Below are 16,141 nucleotides of genomic sequence, written 5' to 3'. Positions count from 1 at the left end.
AGGAGAGAAAAACGAAATGAAAAAAAATATTGTTCTGATGGAAGAATATTTAATATCTAAAGGAGTTTAGTGGTCAAACAGCCTCGGTAAAAGACCGGTGCAGCTGTTGTGAAATTTGGTATGGTCTATTTGAAAATACTATTTCATACTGTACACTGTTGTGACATCAAAAATATGGGGAAGACATATGATCTATACTCTGAAGTATGTTGTGCTGACGGGGCTGCTGTTTGCCAGCGTCCTGTTTCCTGCTGAAAACAGTCATGCTCAAGCGCTGGAAGTGGAATTTATCGGCAATGAAGCTTTCCGCATCAGCGATGGCGATCACACCATTATGACGGATTTTCCCTATAAATCGGGGGCCTATGGCTATATGGAGTATGAATATAGCCTTCCAGCGGAAACCCAAAATGTGGCAGCCTTGGTCACTCACCGCCATGAGGATCATTTTGCGCCTTTGCTGTTTATCGAACGGGGGTGGTCTCTGATTGGTCCGGCGGAGATTACGGCGATGATGCCGCGGAGCAAAGTGATCCCCTTTACAGACAGGATCACCTTCGGCGCGGCTAAAATAACCCCTGTGAAGGCGGCCCATGCCAATGTCGAGCATTATACATATTTGGTTAACTGGCAAAACAAGAAGCTGTTTTTTACCGGGGATACGGAACAGCTTGCGGTGTTGAAAAATCTGCCAGAACTGGAGGCCTTGTTCATTACTCCCTGGTTTTATCGCAAGGCAATATTGAATCAGGCGCTGCCCGCGGCGAAAAAAATAATCATTTACCATCATACCAAAGACGAGATTGTCCCGAAATGCGGCGATTGTATAATTCCGCTGCAGGGGCAGATTATCATCCTTGAGTAGAGATAGGTCAAGAGCAGGAGACGGAACATCATGAGTGACAACGACATCATCGGCCATATTGTCTTGGGGCAGGGGCCGCAAAAAGTCATTATTCTTCACGGATGGTGGAGCGACCATACGGCGTATGACAGCATCATACCTTTTCTGGATACGAACCGGTTTACCTATGCTTTTCCGGATTATCGCGGGTATGGCAAATCGCTTAACATGGCCGGGGAGCATACTATTGAACAAATTGCCAAGGACTGTATCGCTTTAGCGGATCATCTGGACTGGAATATGTTTCATCTGGTGGGCCATTCCATGGGCGGCATGGCGGTGCAGAAAGTGATACAAATGGTCCCGAACCGGGTAAGTTCGGCAGTTGCCATTACCCCGGTTCCCGCGTGTGGATCTCCGTTGGAAGACGACAGCAAGCCGCTGTTTCACCGGGCCGCAGAACAGGATGAAAACCGTATCCAGATATTAAACTATCTGACAAGCAGCCGTTTATCAGAGTCCTGGTATAAATATATTGTCCGGCGATCACGGGAAACCACGGAAAAACAGGCGTTTCATGATTATATGCTGGCGTGGACAGAAACGGACTTTTCGAACAAGGTTCAGGGTCTGAAAACGCCAATTCTGGTATTGGTTGGCGAGTATGATCAGGGCATCACCGCAGAAGCCATGAGCCAGACTATTCTGGAGTGGTTTCCGAAAGCGACGATTGATGTGATACAGAACAGCGGCCATTTTCCTATGCTGGAAACGCCGGCAAGACTGGCGACTGTGATGGAAAACTATCTTGTAAAACACGGCTAAGGCAGACGCCTGAAACGACAAAAGAGACGGGATAAACCGTCTCTTTTGTGTATTTCTGCCTGACTACCTTAGTGAACAAAAGTTTTAATAAATGTACTTACATGAAATTTAATTCTGCCGACTTCGTTGGTCGACTCGGTAGATTGTATATTATTTTATCTGAATAAAAAGAATAAGCAAAGGAATTGTCTTATAAATTAACTTTTTGTTAACCATTTACAAGTCATTCGAACGCCCCCTGAAGATTCCTTTCTATTTACAAGAAGTCGGGTGGATAAATCCTTGACCTTAATTCATAAAAATCCGATACCAGAGACAAGAAGAATTTAAACTGTGCCCACCGGATGGGCCAATGAAAATGCAGGGTAAGTCGTTATGGCACATTACGACCCGTCATCAGAGCAGCAGAAAAGCAAATCGTCGCCGCAACAGGATGTGTTCGAAGTAACACCTCAGTTGATTGACGAGATTTCTCATGCCTTGCAGGAAAATGACTCCGAGCAGCTAGACTACTTGCTTGAACCGTTGCATTCCGCCGACGTTGCCGATGTTTTTGAACAGTTGAGCGGTAATGAACGGGTGGAACTTGTTGATTATTACGGCGCGGAAATGGACCCTGAAGTTCTGATGGAGCTTGAGGATTCCGCGCTGGATCAAGTCATTCATAAAATGGATGATCAACATGTGGTTGACGCCATCAGCCAGATGGAAAGTGATGACGCCGTCGGCATTCTGGAAGATATCGACGAGGCGGAGCGTGACAGGATCATCGCCGCCATGCCGAGTGAAGAACGGCTGGTGGTCGAAGAAGCGTTTTCCTATCCGGAAGACAGCGCCGGACGTATGGTGCAGAAAAATGTCATCACGGTGCCAGGATCCTGGACCGTAGGACATGTGATCAAAACTCTGCGCGCCGATGAAGACCTGCCATCCGAATTCTATGAAATTTTTGTGGTTGACCCGCTGCATCATCCCATTGGTACTGTTTCATTGAGCCGCCTGATCCGTGCCGAGGATAAAACTCATGTCAGTGAAATTATGGATTCGGATCCGAAAGTGGTGCCTGCCTCGAAAGACCAGGAAGAAGTCGCTTACATGTTCCGGCAATACGATCTGACGTCTATGGGGGTTGTTGACGAAAGCGGCCGCCTGATGGGGATGATTACGGTCGATGACGTGGTTGACGTGATCAATGAAGAGGCTCAGGAAGATATCATGCGTATGGCCGGTATCCAGGAAACGGATATCACCGAAACCATTTTTGAAGCTTCCCGGAACCGTATTGTCTGGTTATTGGTAAATCTGTTGACGGCGATCCTCGCCTCAATGGTGATTGCGATTTTTGATGGCACCATTCAGCAGATGGTGGCGCTGGCTATTCTGATGCCAATCGTTGCCAGTATGGGAGGAAATGCCGGCACACAAACCATGACGGTGGCGGTGCGGGCTTTGGCGACCAGGGACCTGACGTCCTCCAACGTCCGCCGGGTGATCGGTAAAGAATTCTCCATTTCATTGCTGATCGGACTGGTGATGGCGGTTATTATTGGTGTCCTGACATCGCTGTATTTTTCCAATGTCGCCCTCGGCGGGGTAATTGCCGTGGCTATGGTGATCAATATGGTGTGTGCCGGCCTGTCCGGCATTCTGGTGCCGGTGGGGCTTGATAAAATGAACATTGACCCCGCACTTGCCAGCAGTATTTTTGTTACCACCATTACCGATGTTATCGGCTTTTACGCCTTTCTCGGTCTGGCTTCGATTACGCTTTTGTAAGGTTCCATGACAGTACATATTTTAAAACTTTGTGTCGGCATTGATAGCATTGAACATTTGATTGAGGTTCGACAGGCCAGGTCACATTTCCTTCCCGATGGCACCCCGTATAATTATCATATCACCCGCGCGCGTCCTAAACGAGCCGTGGAGGTTCTGGACGGGGGATCCATTTATTGGGTAATCAAAGGATTTATCCAGGTGCGGCAACGCATCATCGGGCTTGAACCGGTGGAAACGGATACCGGCGTAAAATGCAAATTTGTCATGGACACAAATTTGGTGCGGACCGAAAGCCAACCGCGGCGGCCGCATCAGGGGTGGCGTTATCTGGACCCCAAGGATGCGCCAAAAGACATCGCCGATGGCGCCCGGTCCGACAGCCTGCCGGAGGACATGTCGCAAAAACTCAGGGACCTTGGCCTGTTGTAATCGCGGGGTCTAGTCGAGAATAGGCGGATGCACCTTATCGGATACGCGGATTGGCATGTTATCGATCAGGCGGGTCTTGCCGACAACGGCCGCCACCAGAACCCGGGACGGCGCCGTTAGCCTGTCGACCACTGGCGCCAGATCTTCGGAACGCCTGATCTCCAGATATTGCACTTCTTTAAAACCGGCCGATAGCAGGTGCTCGGTTCCTTTGTCGAGTATTTCCTGCAACGAAAGCTTGCCTTGTTCTATGGCGCCACTTTCGATATCTTTGACGATTTGCTGGAGGGTTTTGGGGATTTCGAGCGCGATTTGGCGTTCTTCCGGGCTGAGGTAGACATTGCGTGAAGAGGTGGCGAGACCATCATCGTCGCGAATAAGGTCTCCACAAATCACCTGTGTGGGAATATCAAGGTCCAGGGTCAGACGTTTCAACACCACATACTGCTGGAAATCTTTTTCACCGAAAATCGCCATATCGGGCAGACATTGAAGCAACAGTTTGGTGACCACTGTTGTTACGCCATCAAAATGTCCGGGACGTTTTGCGGCGCATAGTCCTTCGGTGATTTCAGACACGGAAACATTGGTCAGAAAACCGCCGGGATACATTTCTTCCGGATTTGGGGCATATAGCAAATCCGCCTGGACCTCTTCCAGTTTCATGACATCGGCTGTTTCCTGTCGCGGGTATTTGTCAAAATCTTCGTTGGGGCCAAATTGTTTTGGGTTTACAAAGATGCTGACCACGACCTTGTCCACATGTTGCTGAATTTGACGGATCAGGGAAAGGTGCCCATGGTGCAGGGCGCCCATGGTCGGGATCATTCCAATGGTCAATCCTTCCATGCGCCAGGCCTTGATCTGCGCCCGCAGTTCACTTTTGATACGGATAATCTGAACAGATGATGAAATCATACTTTTTCCTAATCAGCGATCTTTGTTTCACACGGGTTGTAAGTAAGCACGTCTGAAATCATTGAGCCTGTTAACACGAATAATATTTTTGATTTTTGTGACATAATGATCCCTTTCCTGTGAATATTGCGTCATGGTTTCCACCAGCGCATTGACATCCATGGATTGGTCATCCCGAAACCGACGCCTGACCTGCCTCAATTCCTGATAGGCCCGATGGGTATTCAGGTTGTGGATATAGCTGCTGACGGCTTCAATAATAGTAGGGAAGCACTTCATACGATGTTTTTTACCCGGCTCCCGCTGTCGGGGCACCATGCCGCAGCCGTTCCCCCAGATCCATTCACCATATAGCGCATTACCTTTCTGGGAAAAACGCGAGGTACCCCATCCGCTTTCCTGAGCGGCCTGGGCCAACGCCAGTTGTGGCGGAATTACATTCATGCGGCTTAATAGCTCATCCAGAATCACATCCATACGATCCATGAAGTCCTGTACATCATTGACCTTGATTTTATAGTATACCAGTTTTTGCGTCACCCAGTAATATTCCGCCTCTGTGGCATTCTCCCCCAAGGTCAGCTTGAGGATGATTTTCTTCAGGCGCTGTCTGTCCTGCGTAATAATGTTGTTGACCTTGAGAATGGGGGGCAGCAGCGCGGATAGAAACAGGCGCTTCTTTTCCCGGGTGTCCTTTAGTTTCGTTAATTCCCGTGGCAGATTGGCAAAGTACAAGGCCGGAACACCGGATTTTTTCTGGCGAATCTTTCTCAGATCAAACCCGTAGGCCGCCAGAAGCTTTATAGTGCTTTTTCCTTCTTGCAGATGGATTATATCAACATGCTTGATAGGGGAATAAGGAACGAAACTCTGCTTAATCTGCCAGTTGGCTAGCCACAGAGGTCCAACAATAAAAAACCCTATTGCAAAGAGGGTTATAATAGTGTTTCTGATTGGGGTACGCTGATGGTGTTTATACATTTCGGTCATTCTGATTAAGAGTCGTCTGGCCATATGTTACCGGTCAGTTTATAATGAGGTATGGGTGGGAATGCCAGACTTTTAAATAATATTGACTTAAAATTTCAGTGGAACTGACCTAAGATTAAGTTTCAAAGTGTGAGGGTGTCATAATGAACCAAGGGGTGAAAACAACTAAAAACAACGGTGCACATATCATCGTGGTGGGGAATGAAAAAGGCGGATCAGGGAAGTCCACTTCCGCTATGCATATCGTCGTGAGCCTGCTGGAACGGGGGTTCACGGTTGCCATCATTGATCTCGATGCGCGCCAGAAGTCTCTTGCCCGTTATATTGAAAACCGTCAGGATTACGCAGCTGAACACGGGTTGAAGCTTACCATGCCTGATGCGCATGTTCTGCCCCGTTCGGAAGAAGGCTCTGCCGCGGAAATGGAGCAGAAGGATGAAGAAAACCTTTTGACCCTTATTGGAAACCTGCAAAACGAGTATGACTATATTCTGATTGATTGTCCGGGAAGTGATACCTTTTTGTCCCGCGTGGCCCATATGTCCGCCGATACCCTGATTACTCCGGTCAATGACAGTTTTGTGGATGTTGATTTGTTGGCCAAGGTCAACCCGGATACCTATCAGGTGGAAAAACTCAGTCTGTATAGCGAAATGGTATGGGAAGCCCGTAAGAAGCGCGCCCTGAAAGATCGGGGAACCATTGATTGGGTGGTAATGCGCAATCGGACATCGGCACTGGATGCCAAAAACAAGCGCCGGGTTCATGAGGTTCTGAACCAGCTGCAAAAACGGGTGGCGTTCCGGTATGTCCCGGGATTGGGCGAACGCGTCATCTACCGTGAGCTTTTCCCCAAAGGTCTGACGTTGGTTGATTTCCGTGATAGCGGTAATCAGAAGATGACCATGTCCCATGTGGCGGCGCGACAAGAAATTCGCCGTCTGATGGATGATTTGAAATTGGCGGGCTGGCATAAAGCCGCCGCAGCAGCAGAATAGGGGCCTTGATGCCATATATCCTTATTATTCTCGGGTTGGTTTTTCTGGTTTACGTGATTTCACGGCTGATCAGGCAATCAAACTCGCCTAAGCTGACATTGCTTTTCCGCTATGGCGGCGCAGTCGTTCTCGGGGGATTGGCGTTTTTGATCCTGATCCGGGGAAATGTTGCCGTCGCGGCCATTCTGGGTGGTTTGGCTTTTTTCTCTGCACAGGGCGGTTTATGGCGGTTTATGGTTTCATCCAGACCTTCCAAGGCGTCGACGCAGGCACTGGGCCGAATGACGAAAGATGAAGCCTTGAGCATTCTTGACCTGACAGGACGGCCCTCGCGGGCGGAAATTAAGGAAGCTCATCATAAACTTATGATGAAAATGCATCCGGATCAGGGCGGATCGGACTATTTCGCCACCAAACTGAATCAGGCAAGAGATATTTTACTCGAAGAAATTGACTAAAACGCGATTACCAGGGGAGGAGTCAGATTACACAGCATCACTTTGATCCTTCGATCTTGCGGGCCTATGATATCCGGGGGCGATTTGGCGACACACTGAATGTGCGGGATGCTGATTATCTTGGCCGAAGTTTTGGAACCCGAGTGCTGCGGGCCGGGGGGCAGAAGGTCACGGTTTGCCGGGATGGCCGTCTGAGTTCCCCGGAATTGACGGAGGCCCTGATTGCCGGTCTGCGCAGTACAGGCATTGATGTTATCGATATTGGCTGTGGCCCGACACCATTGCTGTATTATTCAGTGTTCAGTCTGGAAGCAGATGGCGGTATCATGGTGACCGGGTCCCATAATCCGATTGAGGACAATGGGTTTAAGTTATTGCTGGGGAAGAATGCTTTACACGGGGCCCAGATCACGGCCTTGGGGGAACTGGCCGCCCATGGCGATTTCAGGCACGGGCAGGGGAAGTATCAGAATATTGATCTGCGGGGGCGTTATTTGAACCGCCTCTTGCAAGATGTCGACCTGAAACTTCTGGCTGAAAAAGGATTTAAGATTGGCTGGGATCCCGGGCATGGGGCTGCCGCAGAAATGGTGACGCGTTTGGTAGAACGGCTACCGGGAACGCATTATGTCATTAATGGCGAGATAGACGGTACTTTTCCCGCCCACCATCCTGACCCGACAATTCCGGAAAACCTGATGCAGCTTCAGACATTGGTGCAGGAAAAGAAGCTTGACCTGGGGTTTGCATTTGATGGCGATGGCGACAGGATCGGGGTGGTTGACCGGGAAGGCGGCATTATCTGGGGGGATCACATCATCAGCCTTCTGGCCGAGGATATTCTCCAGCGTACTCCTGGGGCGACCATTATCGCAGATGTGAAATCAAGCCAGGTGACATTTAACCGCATAGCTGAGTTGGGCGGGAAGCCGCTGATGTGGAAGACCGGGCATTCTCTGATTAAAGAAAAAATGCGCGAAACCGGTGCCCTGCTGGGAGGAGAACTCAGTGGTCACATTTATATCAAAGACCAGTTCTATGGCTATGATGACGCCATTTATGTTGCACTGCGGTTGTTGAATGTTTTTGCCGGGCATAAAACTAACATGCAGGTGCTTCTGGCGGCCTATCCCCATCAGGTGTCGACCCCTGAAATTCGACTGTTTTGTGAAGAGAAGCGTAAATTCATCATCATTGAAGAGGTGCTGTCGCGTCTCAACTCAACTACCCATGAGGTCAGCACTATTGATGGAATGCGGGTTACATCGGAGCAGGGGTGGTGGTTGCTGCGCCCTTCAAATACCCAGGCCGCCCTTGTTGTCCGCTGTGAAGCGGCAAGCCCTGATAAGCTGAACCTTGTCATTGCACATCTGAATTATCATCTTGGCCTGTCCGGTTTAGCCCCCATTGTGCATAGCATTTAACGAATTTTTTCATATTTTATGGCCACTGGGATCATTCAGGATGACATTTATGTTGCAATGCACAAAATATGTTGACTTTCTAATTAATTCTCTGTATTCCTAATACTATAGTATGTTGCGTTGCACAAATTTATTGTGAATATCATTTACAGAGGAATATGATTATGACCAAAGCTACAGCATCAAAGACAACGGCTAACGCCAAAACTACAGAAAACGCTACTTTTAAAGCTGCACAGGAAACTGTTGAGCAGGCGGCTAAAACAGCCCAGGAAACTGTTCAGACCGCGACTAAGGCGGCCCAGGATTCAGTGAAACAGGCTACTCAGGAAGCCACAAAAGGTTTTGAAAAAGTCACAGCCTTTAACAAAGCCAATTATGAAGCCCTGGTGGCATCCAGCAAAATCGCAGCGGAAACAGCCCAGTCTGTGAATGCCGATTTCGTGGAAACCACAAAAGCGGCTGTTGAGAAAAACGTGGCCGATGTGAAAACATTGTTTGCGGCGAAAACACCGGCCGAGTTTTTTGAACTTCAGACCAGTATGCTTAAAGGTCGCTATGATGATTTCGTTGCTGAAGCTACGAAATTCAACGAAGCTGCGACCAAGACAACCAACGATGTCGTAGCGCCACTCAAGGCCCGCTACGAAGCCGTTGCTGAAGAATTTAACCTGCCACAGGCAAAATAAATTCTACTTTCGCATATTGCGTCATGAGGGAAGACCTCACCTGAATATTAGCCCGGCTAGTCATAGCCGGGCTTTTTCTGTTGGATGGCCTTAAATAACCCCAATTTGACTGTTACGTTACCTTCAGGTGAACTTTCTGCATTTTAACGTTACATTAGGATTCCGGGGATAAAATTAAGAAACGGTAATATTATTGTTTCATAAAGACAATAACAGGTTTTTTTCAGTAAAAACTCAATGATGTCTTTAAATCTTCTCTCAGAATTCCTATTATAAATATAGTGAAATTGAACAATATGGCAGACCAATGAGTGAAGACCAGAACGACAACAAGGGCATTGAGAAATCTGGCGTTTTAACGCAGACACGCCCCAAGACGAAAAAACCATCAATGTATAAGGTCCTTATGTTGAATGATGACTATACGCCGATGGATTTCGTGGTGTTGGCGCTCAAGACCTATTTTCAGAAGTCCGAAGAAGAAGCCGTGCAAATTATGCTTAATGTCCACCAAACCGGTGTCGGATTGTGTGGCGTATACAGTTTTGAGGTCGCAGAAACAAAAGTCATGCAGGTGATAGATCATGCGCGTCGCAATGAACATCCCCTGCAGTGCACACTGGAAAAGGAATAGGGTTTATGCCAACATTTTCCCCCAATCTGGAGCATACGCTCCATCGCGCTATTGGCGAGGCGAATTCTCGTAAACATGAATTCGCGACGTTGGAGCATCTGCTCTTCGGGTTGCTGGACGACCAGGATGCGGTCGCGGTTCTGCGCGCCTGTGATGTCAATGTGCGCCAGTTGAGGGCGGAACTGAAATCCTATCTGGATATGGAACTGGAAAATATTATTTCCGACCAGGGCGGCGAAGCGAGCCCCACGGCCGGATTTCAGCGGGTGATCCAACGATCGATCCTGCATGTTCAAAGTTCGGGCCGGGAAGAAGTGACCGGCGCCAATGTGTTGATTGCGCTCTTTTCGGAACGGGAAAGCCATGCGGTCTATTACCTGCAGCAATATGATATGACCCGTCTGGATGCGGTCAGCTATATGTCGCACGGGGTCGCGAAGTCAGCCGGCAAGGTGGGCGAAGAGGATACATTCCATGATCTCGGCGAAGAGGGCGACGTGGCCGAGAAGGAAGAAACCGCGCTCGATAAATATTGCGTGGATCTTAATGAAAAAGCGCGAGCCGGTAAAATTGACAATCTGATCGGGCGGTCACATGAGGTGGAGCGCACTATTCAGATTCTGTGCCGGAGATCAAAGAATAACCCGCTGTATGTGGGAGATCCGGGCGTTGGCAAAACCGCGATTGCCGAAGGTTTGGCGCTACATATTGTAGAGAAGAAAGTCCCTGTAGTCCTTCAAAATGCGACCATATTCAGTCTTGACATGGGAACACTTCTGGCCGGTACCCGTTACCGGGGCGACTTTGAAGAACGCCTGAAATCGGTTATCGCCGAAGTCGAGGAAAATGACGGCGCAATTCTGTTCATTGATGAAATTCACACCATTATTGGCGCTGGTGCGACCAGTGGCGGGGCGATGGATGCTTCCAATATGTTAAAACCGGCCTTGTCCGCCGGCACCATTCGCTGTATCGGCTCCACCACCTATAAAGAATATCGGTCTCATTTCGAAAAAGATCGCGCTTTGCTGCGACGTTTCCAGAAAATTGATATCAAGGAACCGACCATTCCTGAAACCAAGGAAATTATCAAAGGGCTGAAGAAGTATTTTGAAGAGCATCATGATGTGATCTTCAGTGATGAAGTAATTGATACGGCAGTCGATCTGTCGTCTCGTTATATCAACGACCGCAAACAGCCTGATAAATCCATTGACGTGATTGATGAGGTCGGGGCGTCTCAAATGCTGATCCCGGCTGACAAACGCAAGAAAGAGATCACGGTTGAAGATGTGGAGCGTGTTGTTTCTAAGATTGCCCGCATTCCGGCAAAATCGGTGTCCAAGGATGATACGGCTTTGCTCGCCTGTATCGATACCGACCTGAAACGGGTGATCTACGGACAGGATGAAGCCATCGAGGTGCTGACGGATGCCATTCGTCTTGCCCGTGCTGGCCTGCGCGAAGACGAAAAACCCATCGGCAGCTATCTGTTCAGTGGCCCGACAGGGGTTGGTAAAACAGAGGTCACCAAACAAATGGCCAGCCTGTTAGGGCTGGAACTGCATCGGTTTGATATGTCCGAATATATGGAACGTCATTCGGTTTCCCGGTTGATCGGGGCGCCGCCCGGCTATGTTGGCTATGATCAGGGGGGGCTGTTGACCGATGCCGTGGATCAGGCGCCACATTGTGTGATCCTGCTGGATGAGATCGAAAAAGCTCACCCGGATATATACAATATCCTGTTGCAGGTGATGGATCACGGAAAACTCACAGACAGCAACGGCAAGAAGATTGATTTCCGGAATGTCATTCTGGTGATGACCACCAATGCCGGGGCGTCGGACATGAGCAAGGAAGCCATTGGCTTTGGATCCAGCGTGCGTGTTGGCGAGGACGAAGAGGCGATCAAGAAGCTGTTCACGCCTGAATTCCGCAACCGGCTGGATGCCATTGTGCCGTTCAAGAATCTGTCGCCGCAGGTTATGGGGCAAGTGGTGGAGAAATTCGTTCTTGAACTGGAAATGCAGTTGGAAGAACGTCAGGTCCATATTACGCTCACACCGGCCGCTAAAACATGGTTGTCAGAAAAGGGCTATGACCGTCTTTACGGCGCGCGGCCTTTAAGCCGGACAATTCAGGAGCATGTGAAAAAACCGCTGGCCAATGAACTTCTGTTTGGCAAGTTGGTCAATGGGGGTGAGGTCACGGTACGGGTAAAGGACGGCAAGTTGCTGTTTGATATCGAACCGGGACCGGTGAACCCGATCATCAAACTGCCTGACAGTTCGTCCGGAAAGCCGAAGGAATTCGTCAAGTAAGGCCCGCAAATTGAGCTGAATGGTTTTGTTCATTGGGAATTCAGCTTGATCCCTGTATACTTTGTCCAATTGATTATTCAACAAGAGGATAGGCTTATGTTCGGAAAGATTTTGACGTCTGTGATTGCAGTTGCTGTGATGACAAGCTCAGGCTTTGCAAAAGATGATAAAGAAGATAAGGTCGCTAAAGCCCTTGAGAAATATACCAAAACAGGGAAGGTCGAGAATTGCGTTTCCCTGAACCGGATTGATTCAACACAGGTGATTGACGATTCTCATATTCTGTTCAAGATGAAAGGCAAGAAAGCTTATTTGAATAAGCTGCCCCACCGATGCGCCCGTCTTGGATTTGAAAAATCCTTCAGCTATAAAGTCCATACCAGCCAGCTGTGCAAGATTGACATCATCACCGTATTTGATTCCACGGGCGGGATCCAGGGACCGAGTTGTGGTCTGGGTAAATTCATTGAGTATCAGAAAAAAACTGACTAGCTTTTTGGTAGTGGAGACGTTTTTTTGAAGGGGGCAAAGTCTCGTAATATTTCCTGCTCATGCAAGACGGCTTGTCTTTCCTGCACCAGATAATTTTCTACCGCCTGGCGAAAACCCGGATCTCTGATCCAGTGGGCGCTATAGGTGGACGTCGGCAGATACCCTCGGGAGAGTTTATGCTCGCCCTGGGCGCCGGCTTCGACTTTCTTCAGGCCGTGGGCAATGGCATACTCAATCGCCTGATAGTAACAGACTTCGAAATGCAGGTATCTGTGATCCTCGATTGCCCCCCAATAGCGGCCATAAAGCGTGTCATCACTCAGTAAATTGAGCGCGCCGGCGATATAACGTCCGCCGCGTTTACACATGACAAGCAGAGTGCGATTCGGTAACCCTTTTCCCAGAAGGCTGAAAAAGCGTCTGTTCAGGTAAGGCTGCCCCCATTTCCGGTTGGCGGTGTCGAGATAAAAACTGAAATAATCGTCCCAATGATCTTCTGTGATCTGATGACCGTTCAACAGTTCTATCTCGATATCATTTTGTACGGCAAGGCGACGTTCCTTGCGTATATTTTTACGTTTACGGGAAGAGAGCTTTTGTAAAAAATCCTCAAATTCCCCATAGCATTCATTCAGCCAGTGAAACTGCTGGTCCTGGCGCTTGAGAAATCCCTGTTCGGCCATCAGGTCCCATTCGTGCCGTTCAGCAAAAGTTACATGCAGGCTTGAAACCGAGAGCTTACGAGCGGCGGCCTCTGCGGCCTGAATCAAAATGGTTTGAACCTCCGCCTTCAGGGCCGTGGGGTGAACCAGAAGTTTCGGGGTGGTCACCGGAGAAAAGGGAACCGCGGTTTGCAGTTTGGGATAGTAATGACCTCCGGCACTTTGAAAGGCGTTGGCCCAGGCGTGATCAAAAACATATTCGCCGTATGAATGAGACTTCAGGTAAAGCGGCATGACACCGACAATATTGCCCTTGTCGCCGGTCCGGGCAATGATATGCTGCGCCTGCCACCCTGTGTCCGCCACTGCGCAGCCGCTGTCTTCCAGCGCGAACATGAAAGCATGGGATATAAAAGGGTTGTGACCTGTTTCTTGTGTAAAACAACAGCTGTCCCACTCCTCGGCCGAGATCTCGTCAAGACTGGTGATGAGAGAAATATGATAGTCAGTCATCAGGTAAAATTTCAAAGATCGGGCCATTGGTATATTGCCTGGCGCGATCCTTTTCAGCTTGCGTTCTTACAGTCCAGGTAAACAGGGGCAGGGACTTTTCCCGGCAATAGGCAGAAACCTTGTTCGGTAGCGTGCGAATGTCATAGGCGATAAAATCAACGTCCAAATTTTTGGTAATCTTTATTTGTCCGTCTTCCGAAAAGTAGGCGTCGGGCAGGTCACCATCATTGCGACTGGTCGCGACAAGCCCCCGGGCGATATCCGGAGCATGATCCTTGAACCATGTGATGATATCGGGGTAGAAAGACATGATCGCCACCGGTCCTTTGTAATCTTTAAGGGCCTGATGGCTCGCCGCTGCAATAACCTGTGGTTTGAGCTGATCGCCTTTGATTTCTACCAACAGCGGGAATTTTGGCTCAACGGCGGCGAGAACGTGGGACAGCGGCAGAATAACATCCTGGACGCCGCTGAGGTTAATTTGCATCAGTTCCTCGGCAGTGAAATCCCCAATATCGGCATCAAGCCCGGTCAGCCGATGTAAATTCACTTCATGGATAACCATCGCCTGATTGTCTTTACTTAACAACACATCAAGTTCAATACCGACATTGGCATCATTGGCGGCAAGAAAGGCTGACAGGGAGTTTTCCACATGTCCGGTCACCGGGCCATGCAATCCGCGATGCGCAAAAGCCAAGGGGGCATAAGAAGAATCTGTCAGCCATTTTTTATTCATGTGATTAATTAAGAAATCTCCACAAGAGCATCTATTTCAACGGGAACATTGAGAGGCAAAGCATTGGTTCCAACGGCAGAACGGGAATGCTTGCCAACATCACCGAAAACTTCAACCATCAGGTCAGAGGCGCCGTTTACCACAGCGGGCTGGGCGGCAAAACCATCAACGCAATTGACGAAAGCGCCAAGCTTGACAATGCGCACCACTCGGCTGAGGTCACCGCCACAGGCTTTATTAATTTGGCTGATAATATTGATGGCGCAAAGGCGGGCGGCTTTGGCCGCATCTTCCGGGGTAACATCCGCGCCAACTTTCCCCTGATAAGGCAACTTTCCGTCCAGATCGAGCGGCAACTGCCCGGAAACAGACAACAGATTGCCAGTTTGGACGAAGGTGACATAATTGGCGACCGGCGCCACGGGAACGGGCAAGGTGATTCCAAGTTTTTCGAGGTTTTTCTCAAACTGATGCTGCGTCATAAATTCATTCTTCCGGTAATTGTTACATTGTCCGGAAGATTACACCGAGGTCGGCTAAAATTAAAGCCGGATTTTACCTGACTTCCAAACTTTTCCGGTCAATTGCTTTTGCGCAGGGTTTTATTGCGGTACATCTCCTGATCTGCGGCCTGAATGATGTCCTCCAGGGACTTGCCCGGGGTGATTTCTGCAAGACCGAAACTTGCCCGTACAGGAAGGGTAACCGTATCGCACTTAAATTTGGTGAAATTCATTTGTTGCTGGATAAAATGTGTCCGGTTGCGGCCACCTTCCAGTTCCAGATGATTGAGCAACAACGCGAATTCATCTCCGCCGAAGCGGGCGGCAAAATCTGTTTGACGTATGGATGACTTTAAACCGTTGGCGAAATGAGTCAGCAGGGCATCACCAACTCCGTGGCCATATGTGTCGTTGACCTGCTTGAAACCATCAAGATCAATATAGGCCAGAATGGCTGAATCGCCATGTCGGTTGGCCAGGGCGATGGCATGGTCAAGTTCCTGCATCATGCCGCGACGATTGAGCAGGCCTGTTAAAGGGTCTGTTGTGGAGAGAACCTCCAGCTTCTCGATCCGTTCATTCTGGGCGGCGATGGTTTGTTCTGCTTCGGCGACAAAATTCAGAATTTCGGACAGCAAATTCCAGTTCTTGGGAGAGATACGCTTGCCGGAAACTTTAAAGTCCGACAGTAATTGATCTGCAAGCCGGTTGATTTCGTTGGCCGGGGCCGTCTGATGTTTGTTCAACGGGATTGTGATTTGATTCATAATTTACCTCTTATACGCCAGTTACTGTTACAGGATACTCAGCAAGCATCGTGCCAAACAGTTAAGTCATTGAAGTAACCTATGTTTCAAAAATGGTTGAAGTAAGGCGCGGTAATTTTTACCGCCCTTGATAGGTAAAAGAAGGCTTCCTTA

17 protein-coding genes are annotated in these 16,141 nt (G+C 49.0%); 11 read left to right on the top strand and 6 right to left on the bottom strand.

The genetic code is table 11. The annotated features are described in order from the left end of the window. Positions 1-187: 187 nt before the first annotated feature. The 4 genes from FIV45_RS08750 (at position 188) to FIV45_RS08735 (ending at position 3,877) form a co-directional block, all read left to right on the top strand. The gene (locus FIV45_RS08750; RefSeq protein ID WP_099474678.1) at positions 188-865 is read left to right on the top strand and encodes an MBL fold metallo-hydrolase; all 678 of its coding nucleotides are present in this window, start codon (positions 188-190) and stop codon (positions 863-865) included. 30 nt (positions 866-895) lie between these two features. Continuing rightward, positions 896-1,669: an alpha/beta fold hydrolase gene (locus FIV45_RS08745; RefSeq protein ID WP_099474676.1), complete on the top strand. Its 774-nt coding sequence runs from the start codon at positions 896-898 to the stop codon at positions 1,667-1,669. Positions 1,670-2,044: 375 nt separating this feature from the next. Beyond that, positions 2,045-3,445, top strand: a complete 1,401-nt coding sequence (gene mgtE / locus FIV45_RS08740) for a magnesium transporter (RefSeq protein ID WP_099474675.1) — start codon at positions 2,045-2,047, stop codon at positions 3,443-3,445. A 6-nt stretch (positions 3,446-3,451) separates the two neighbouring features. Continuing rightward, on the top strand, positions 3,452-3,877 hold the full coding sequence (locus FIV45_RS08735; protein ID WP_099474673.1) for a DUF1489 family protein: 426 nt from the start codon (positions 3,452-3,454) through the stop codon (positions 3,875-3,877). A 9-nt stretch (positions 3,878-3,886) separates the two neighbouring features. Here FIV45_RS08735 and panC read toward each other — a convergent pair whose 3' ends face one another. Beyond that, positions 3,887-4,795, bottom strand: coding sequence for a pantoate--beta-alanine ligase (gene panC, locus FIV45_RS08730; protein WP_099474671.1), 909 nt, complete (start codon positions 4,793-4,795; stop codon positions 3,887-3,889). A 27-nt stretch (positions 4,796-4,822) separates the two neighbouring features. After that, positions 4,823-5,776 (bottom strand): glucosaminidase domain-containing protein, encoded by a 954-nt coding sequence (locus FIV45_RS08725; protein WP_165777076.1) that lies wholly within the window; start codon positions 5,774-5,776, stop codon positions 4,823-4,825. A gap of 164 nt (positions 5,777-5,940) precedes the next feature. Here FIV45_RS08725 and FIV45_RS08720 point away from each other — a divergent pair, with 164 nt between their 5' ends. From FIV45_RS08720 to FIV45_RS08690, 7 genes are all read left to right on the top strand, one after another. Further along, complete coding sequence (locus FIV45_RS08720) at positions 5,941-6,783, top strand: division plane positioning ATPase MipZ (RefSeq protein WP_235868174.1); 843 nt, start codon at positions 5,941-5,943, stop codon at positions 6,781-6,783. An 8-nt stretch (positions 6,784-6,791) separates the two neighbouring features. Continuing rightward, positions 6,792-7,241: a J domain-containing protein gene (locus FIV45_RS08715; RefSeq protein WP_099474665.1), complete on the top strand. Its 450-nt coding sequence runs from the start codon at positions 6,792-6,794 to the stop codon at positions 7,239-7,241. 26 nt (positions 7,242-7,267) lie between these two features. Beyond that, positions 7,268-8,665 carry a phosphoglucomutase/phosphomannomutase PgmG gene (gene pgmG / locus FIV45_RS08710; protein WP_099474663.1) on the top strand — a complete coding sequence of 466 codons (1,398 nt, stop codon included), beginning with the start codon at positions 7,268-7,270 and terminating at the stop codon, positions 8,663-8,665. Between the two features lie 164 nt (positions 8,666-8,829). Then, positions 8,830-9,354, top strand: a complete 525-nt coding sequence (locus FIV45_RS08705; RefSeq protein WP_165777075.1) for a phasin family protein — start codon at positions 8,830-8,832, stop codon at positions 9,352-9,354. 307 nt (positions 9,355-9,661) lie between these two features. Continuing rightward, a complete protein-coding gene (gene clpS / locus FIV45_RS08700; protein WP_099474659.1) occupies positions 9,662-9,988 on the top strand; it encodes an ATP-dependent Clp protease adapter ClpS in 327 nt (108 codons plus the stop codon). A 5-nt stretch (positions 9,989-9,993) separates the two neighbouring features. Continuing rightward, positions 9,994-12,312, top strand: a complete 2,319-nt coding sequence (gene clpA / locus FIV45_RS08695; RefSeq protein WP_099474657.1) for an ATP-dependent Clp protease ATP-binding subunit ClpA — start codon at positions 9,994-9,996, stop codon at positions 12,310-12,312. Positions 12,313-12,408: 96 nt separating this feature from the next. Further along, the gene (locus FIV45_RS08690; RefSeq protein ID WP_099474654.1) at positions 12,409-12,804 is read left to right on the top strand and encodes a DUF6491 family protein; all 396 of its coding nucleotides are present in this window, start codon (positions 12,409-12,411) and stop codon (positions 12,802-12,804) included. On the opposite strand, the gene FIV45_RS08685 is transcribed toward FIV45_RS08690, so the two are convergent. The 4 genes from FIV45_RS08685 to FIV45_RS08670 form a co-directional block, all read right to left on the bottom strand. Beyond that, a complete protein-coding gene (locus FIV45_RS08685) occupies positions 12,801-13,979 on the bottom strand; it encodes a GNAT family N-acetyltransferase (RefSeq protein WP_204844807.1) in 1,179 nt (392 codons plus the stop codon). The genes FIV45_RS08690 and FIV45_RS08685 overlap by 4 nt on opposite strands. Continuing rightward, entirely contained in the window at positions 13,972-14,718 is a 747-nt protein-coding gene (locus FIV45_RS08680) for a glycerophosphodiester phosphodiesterase family protein (RefSeq protein WP_099474650.1), read from the bottom strand. The genes FIV45_RS08685 and FIV45_RS08680 overlap by 8 nt, the downstream gene beginning before the upstream one ends. 8 nt (positions 14,719-14,726) lie before the next feature. After that, entirely contained in the window at positions 14,727-15,200 is a 474-nt protein-coding gene (locus FIV45_RS08675) for a RidA family protein (RefSeq protein ID WP_099474648.1), read from the bottom strand. 98 nt (positions 15,201-15,298) lie between these two features. Next, entirely contained in the window at positions 15,299-15,988 is a 690-nt protein-coding gene (locus FIV45_RS08670; RefSeq protein ID WP_099474646.1) for a GGDEF domain-containing protein, read from the bottom strand. Between the last annotated feature and the right edge of the window lie 153 nt (positions 15,989-16,141).

The sequence above is a fragment of the Paremcibacter congregatus genome, from assembly GCF_006385135.1.
GTDB lineage: Bacteria > Pseudomonadota > Alphaproteobacteria > Sphingomonadales > Emcibacteraceae > Paremcibacter > Paremcibacter congregatus.
The sequence above is the reverse complement of the archived record's forward strand: the minus strand, read 5'-3'. Positions and strand labels throughout refer to the sequence as shown.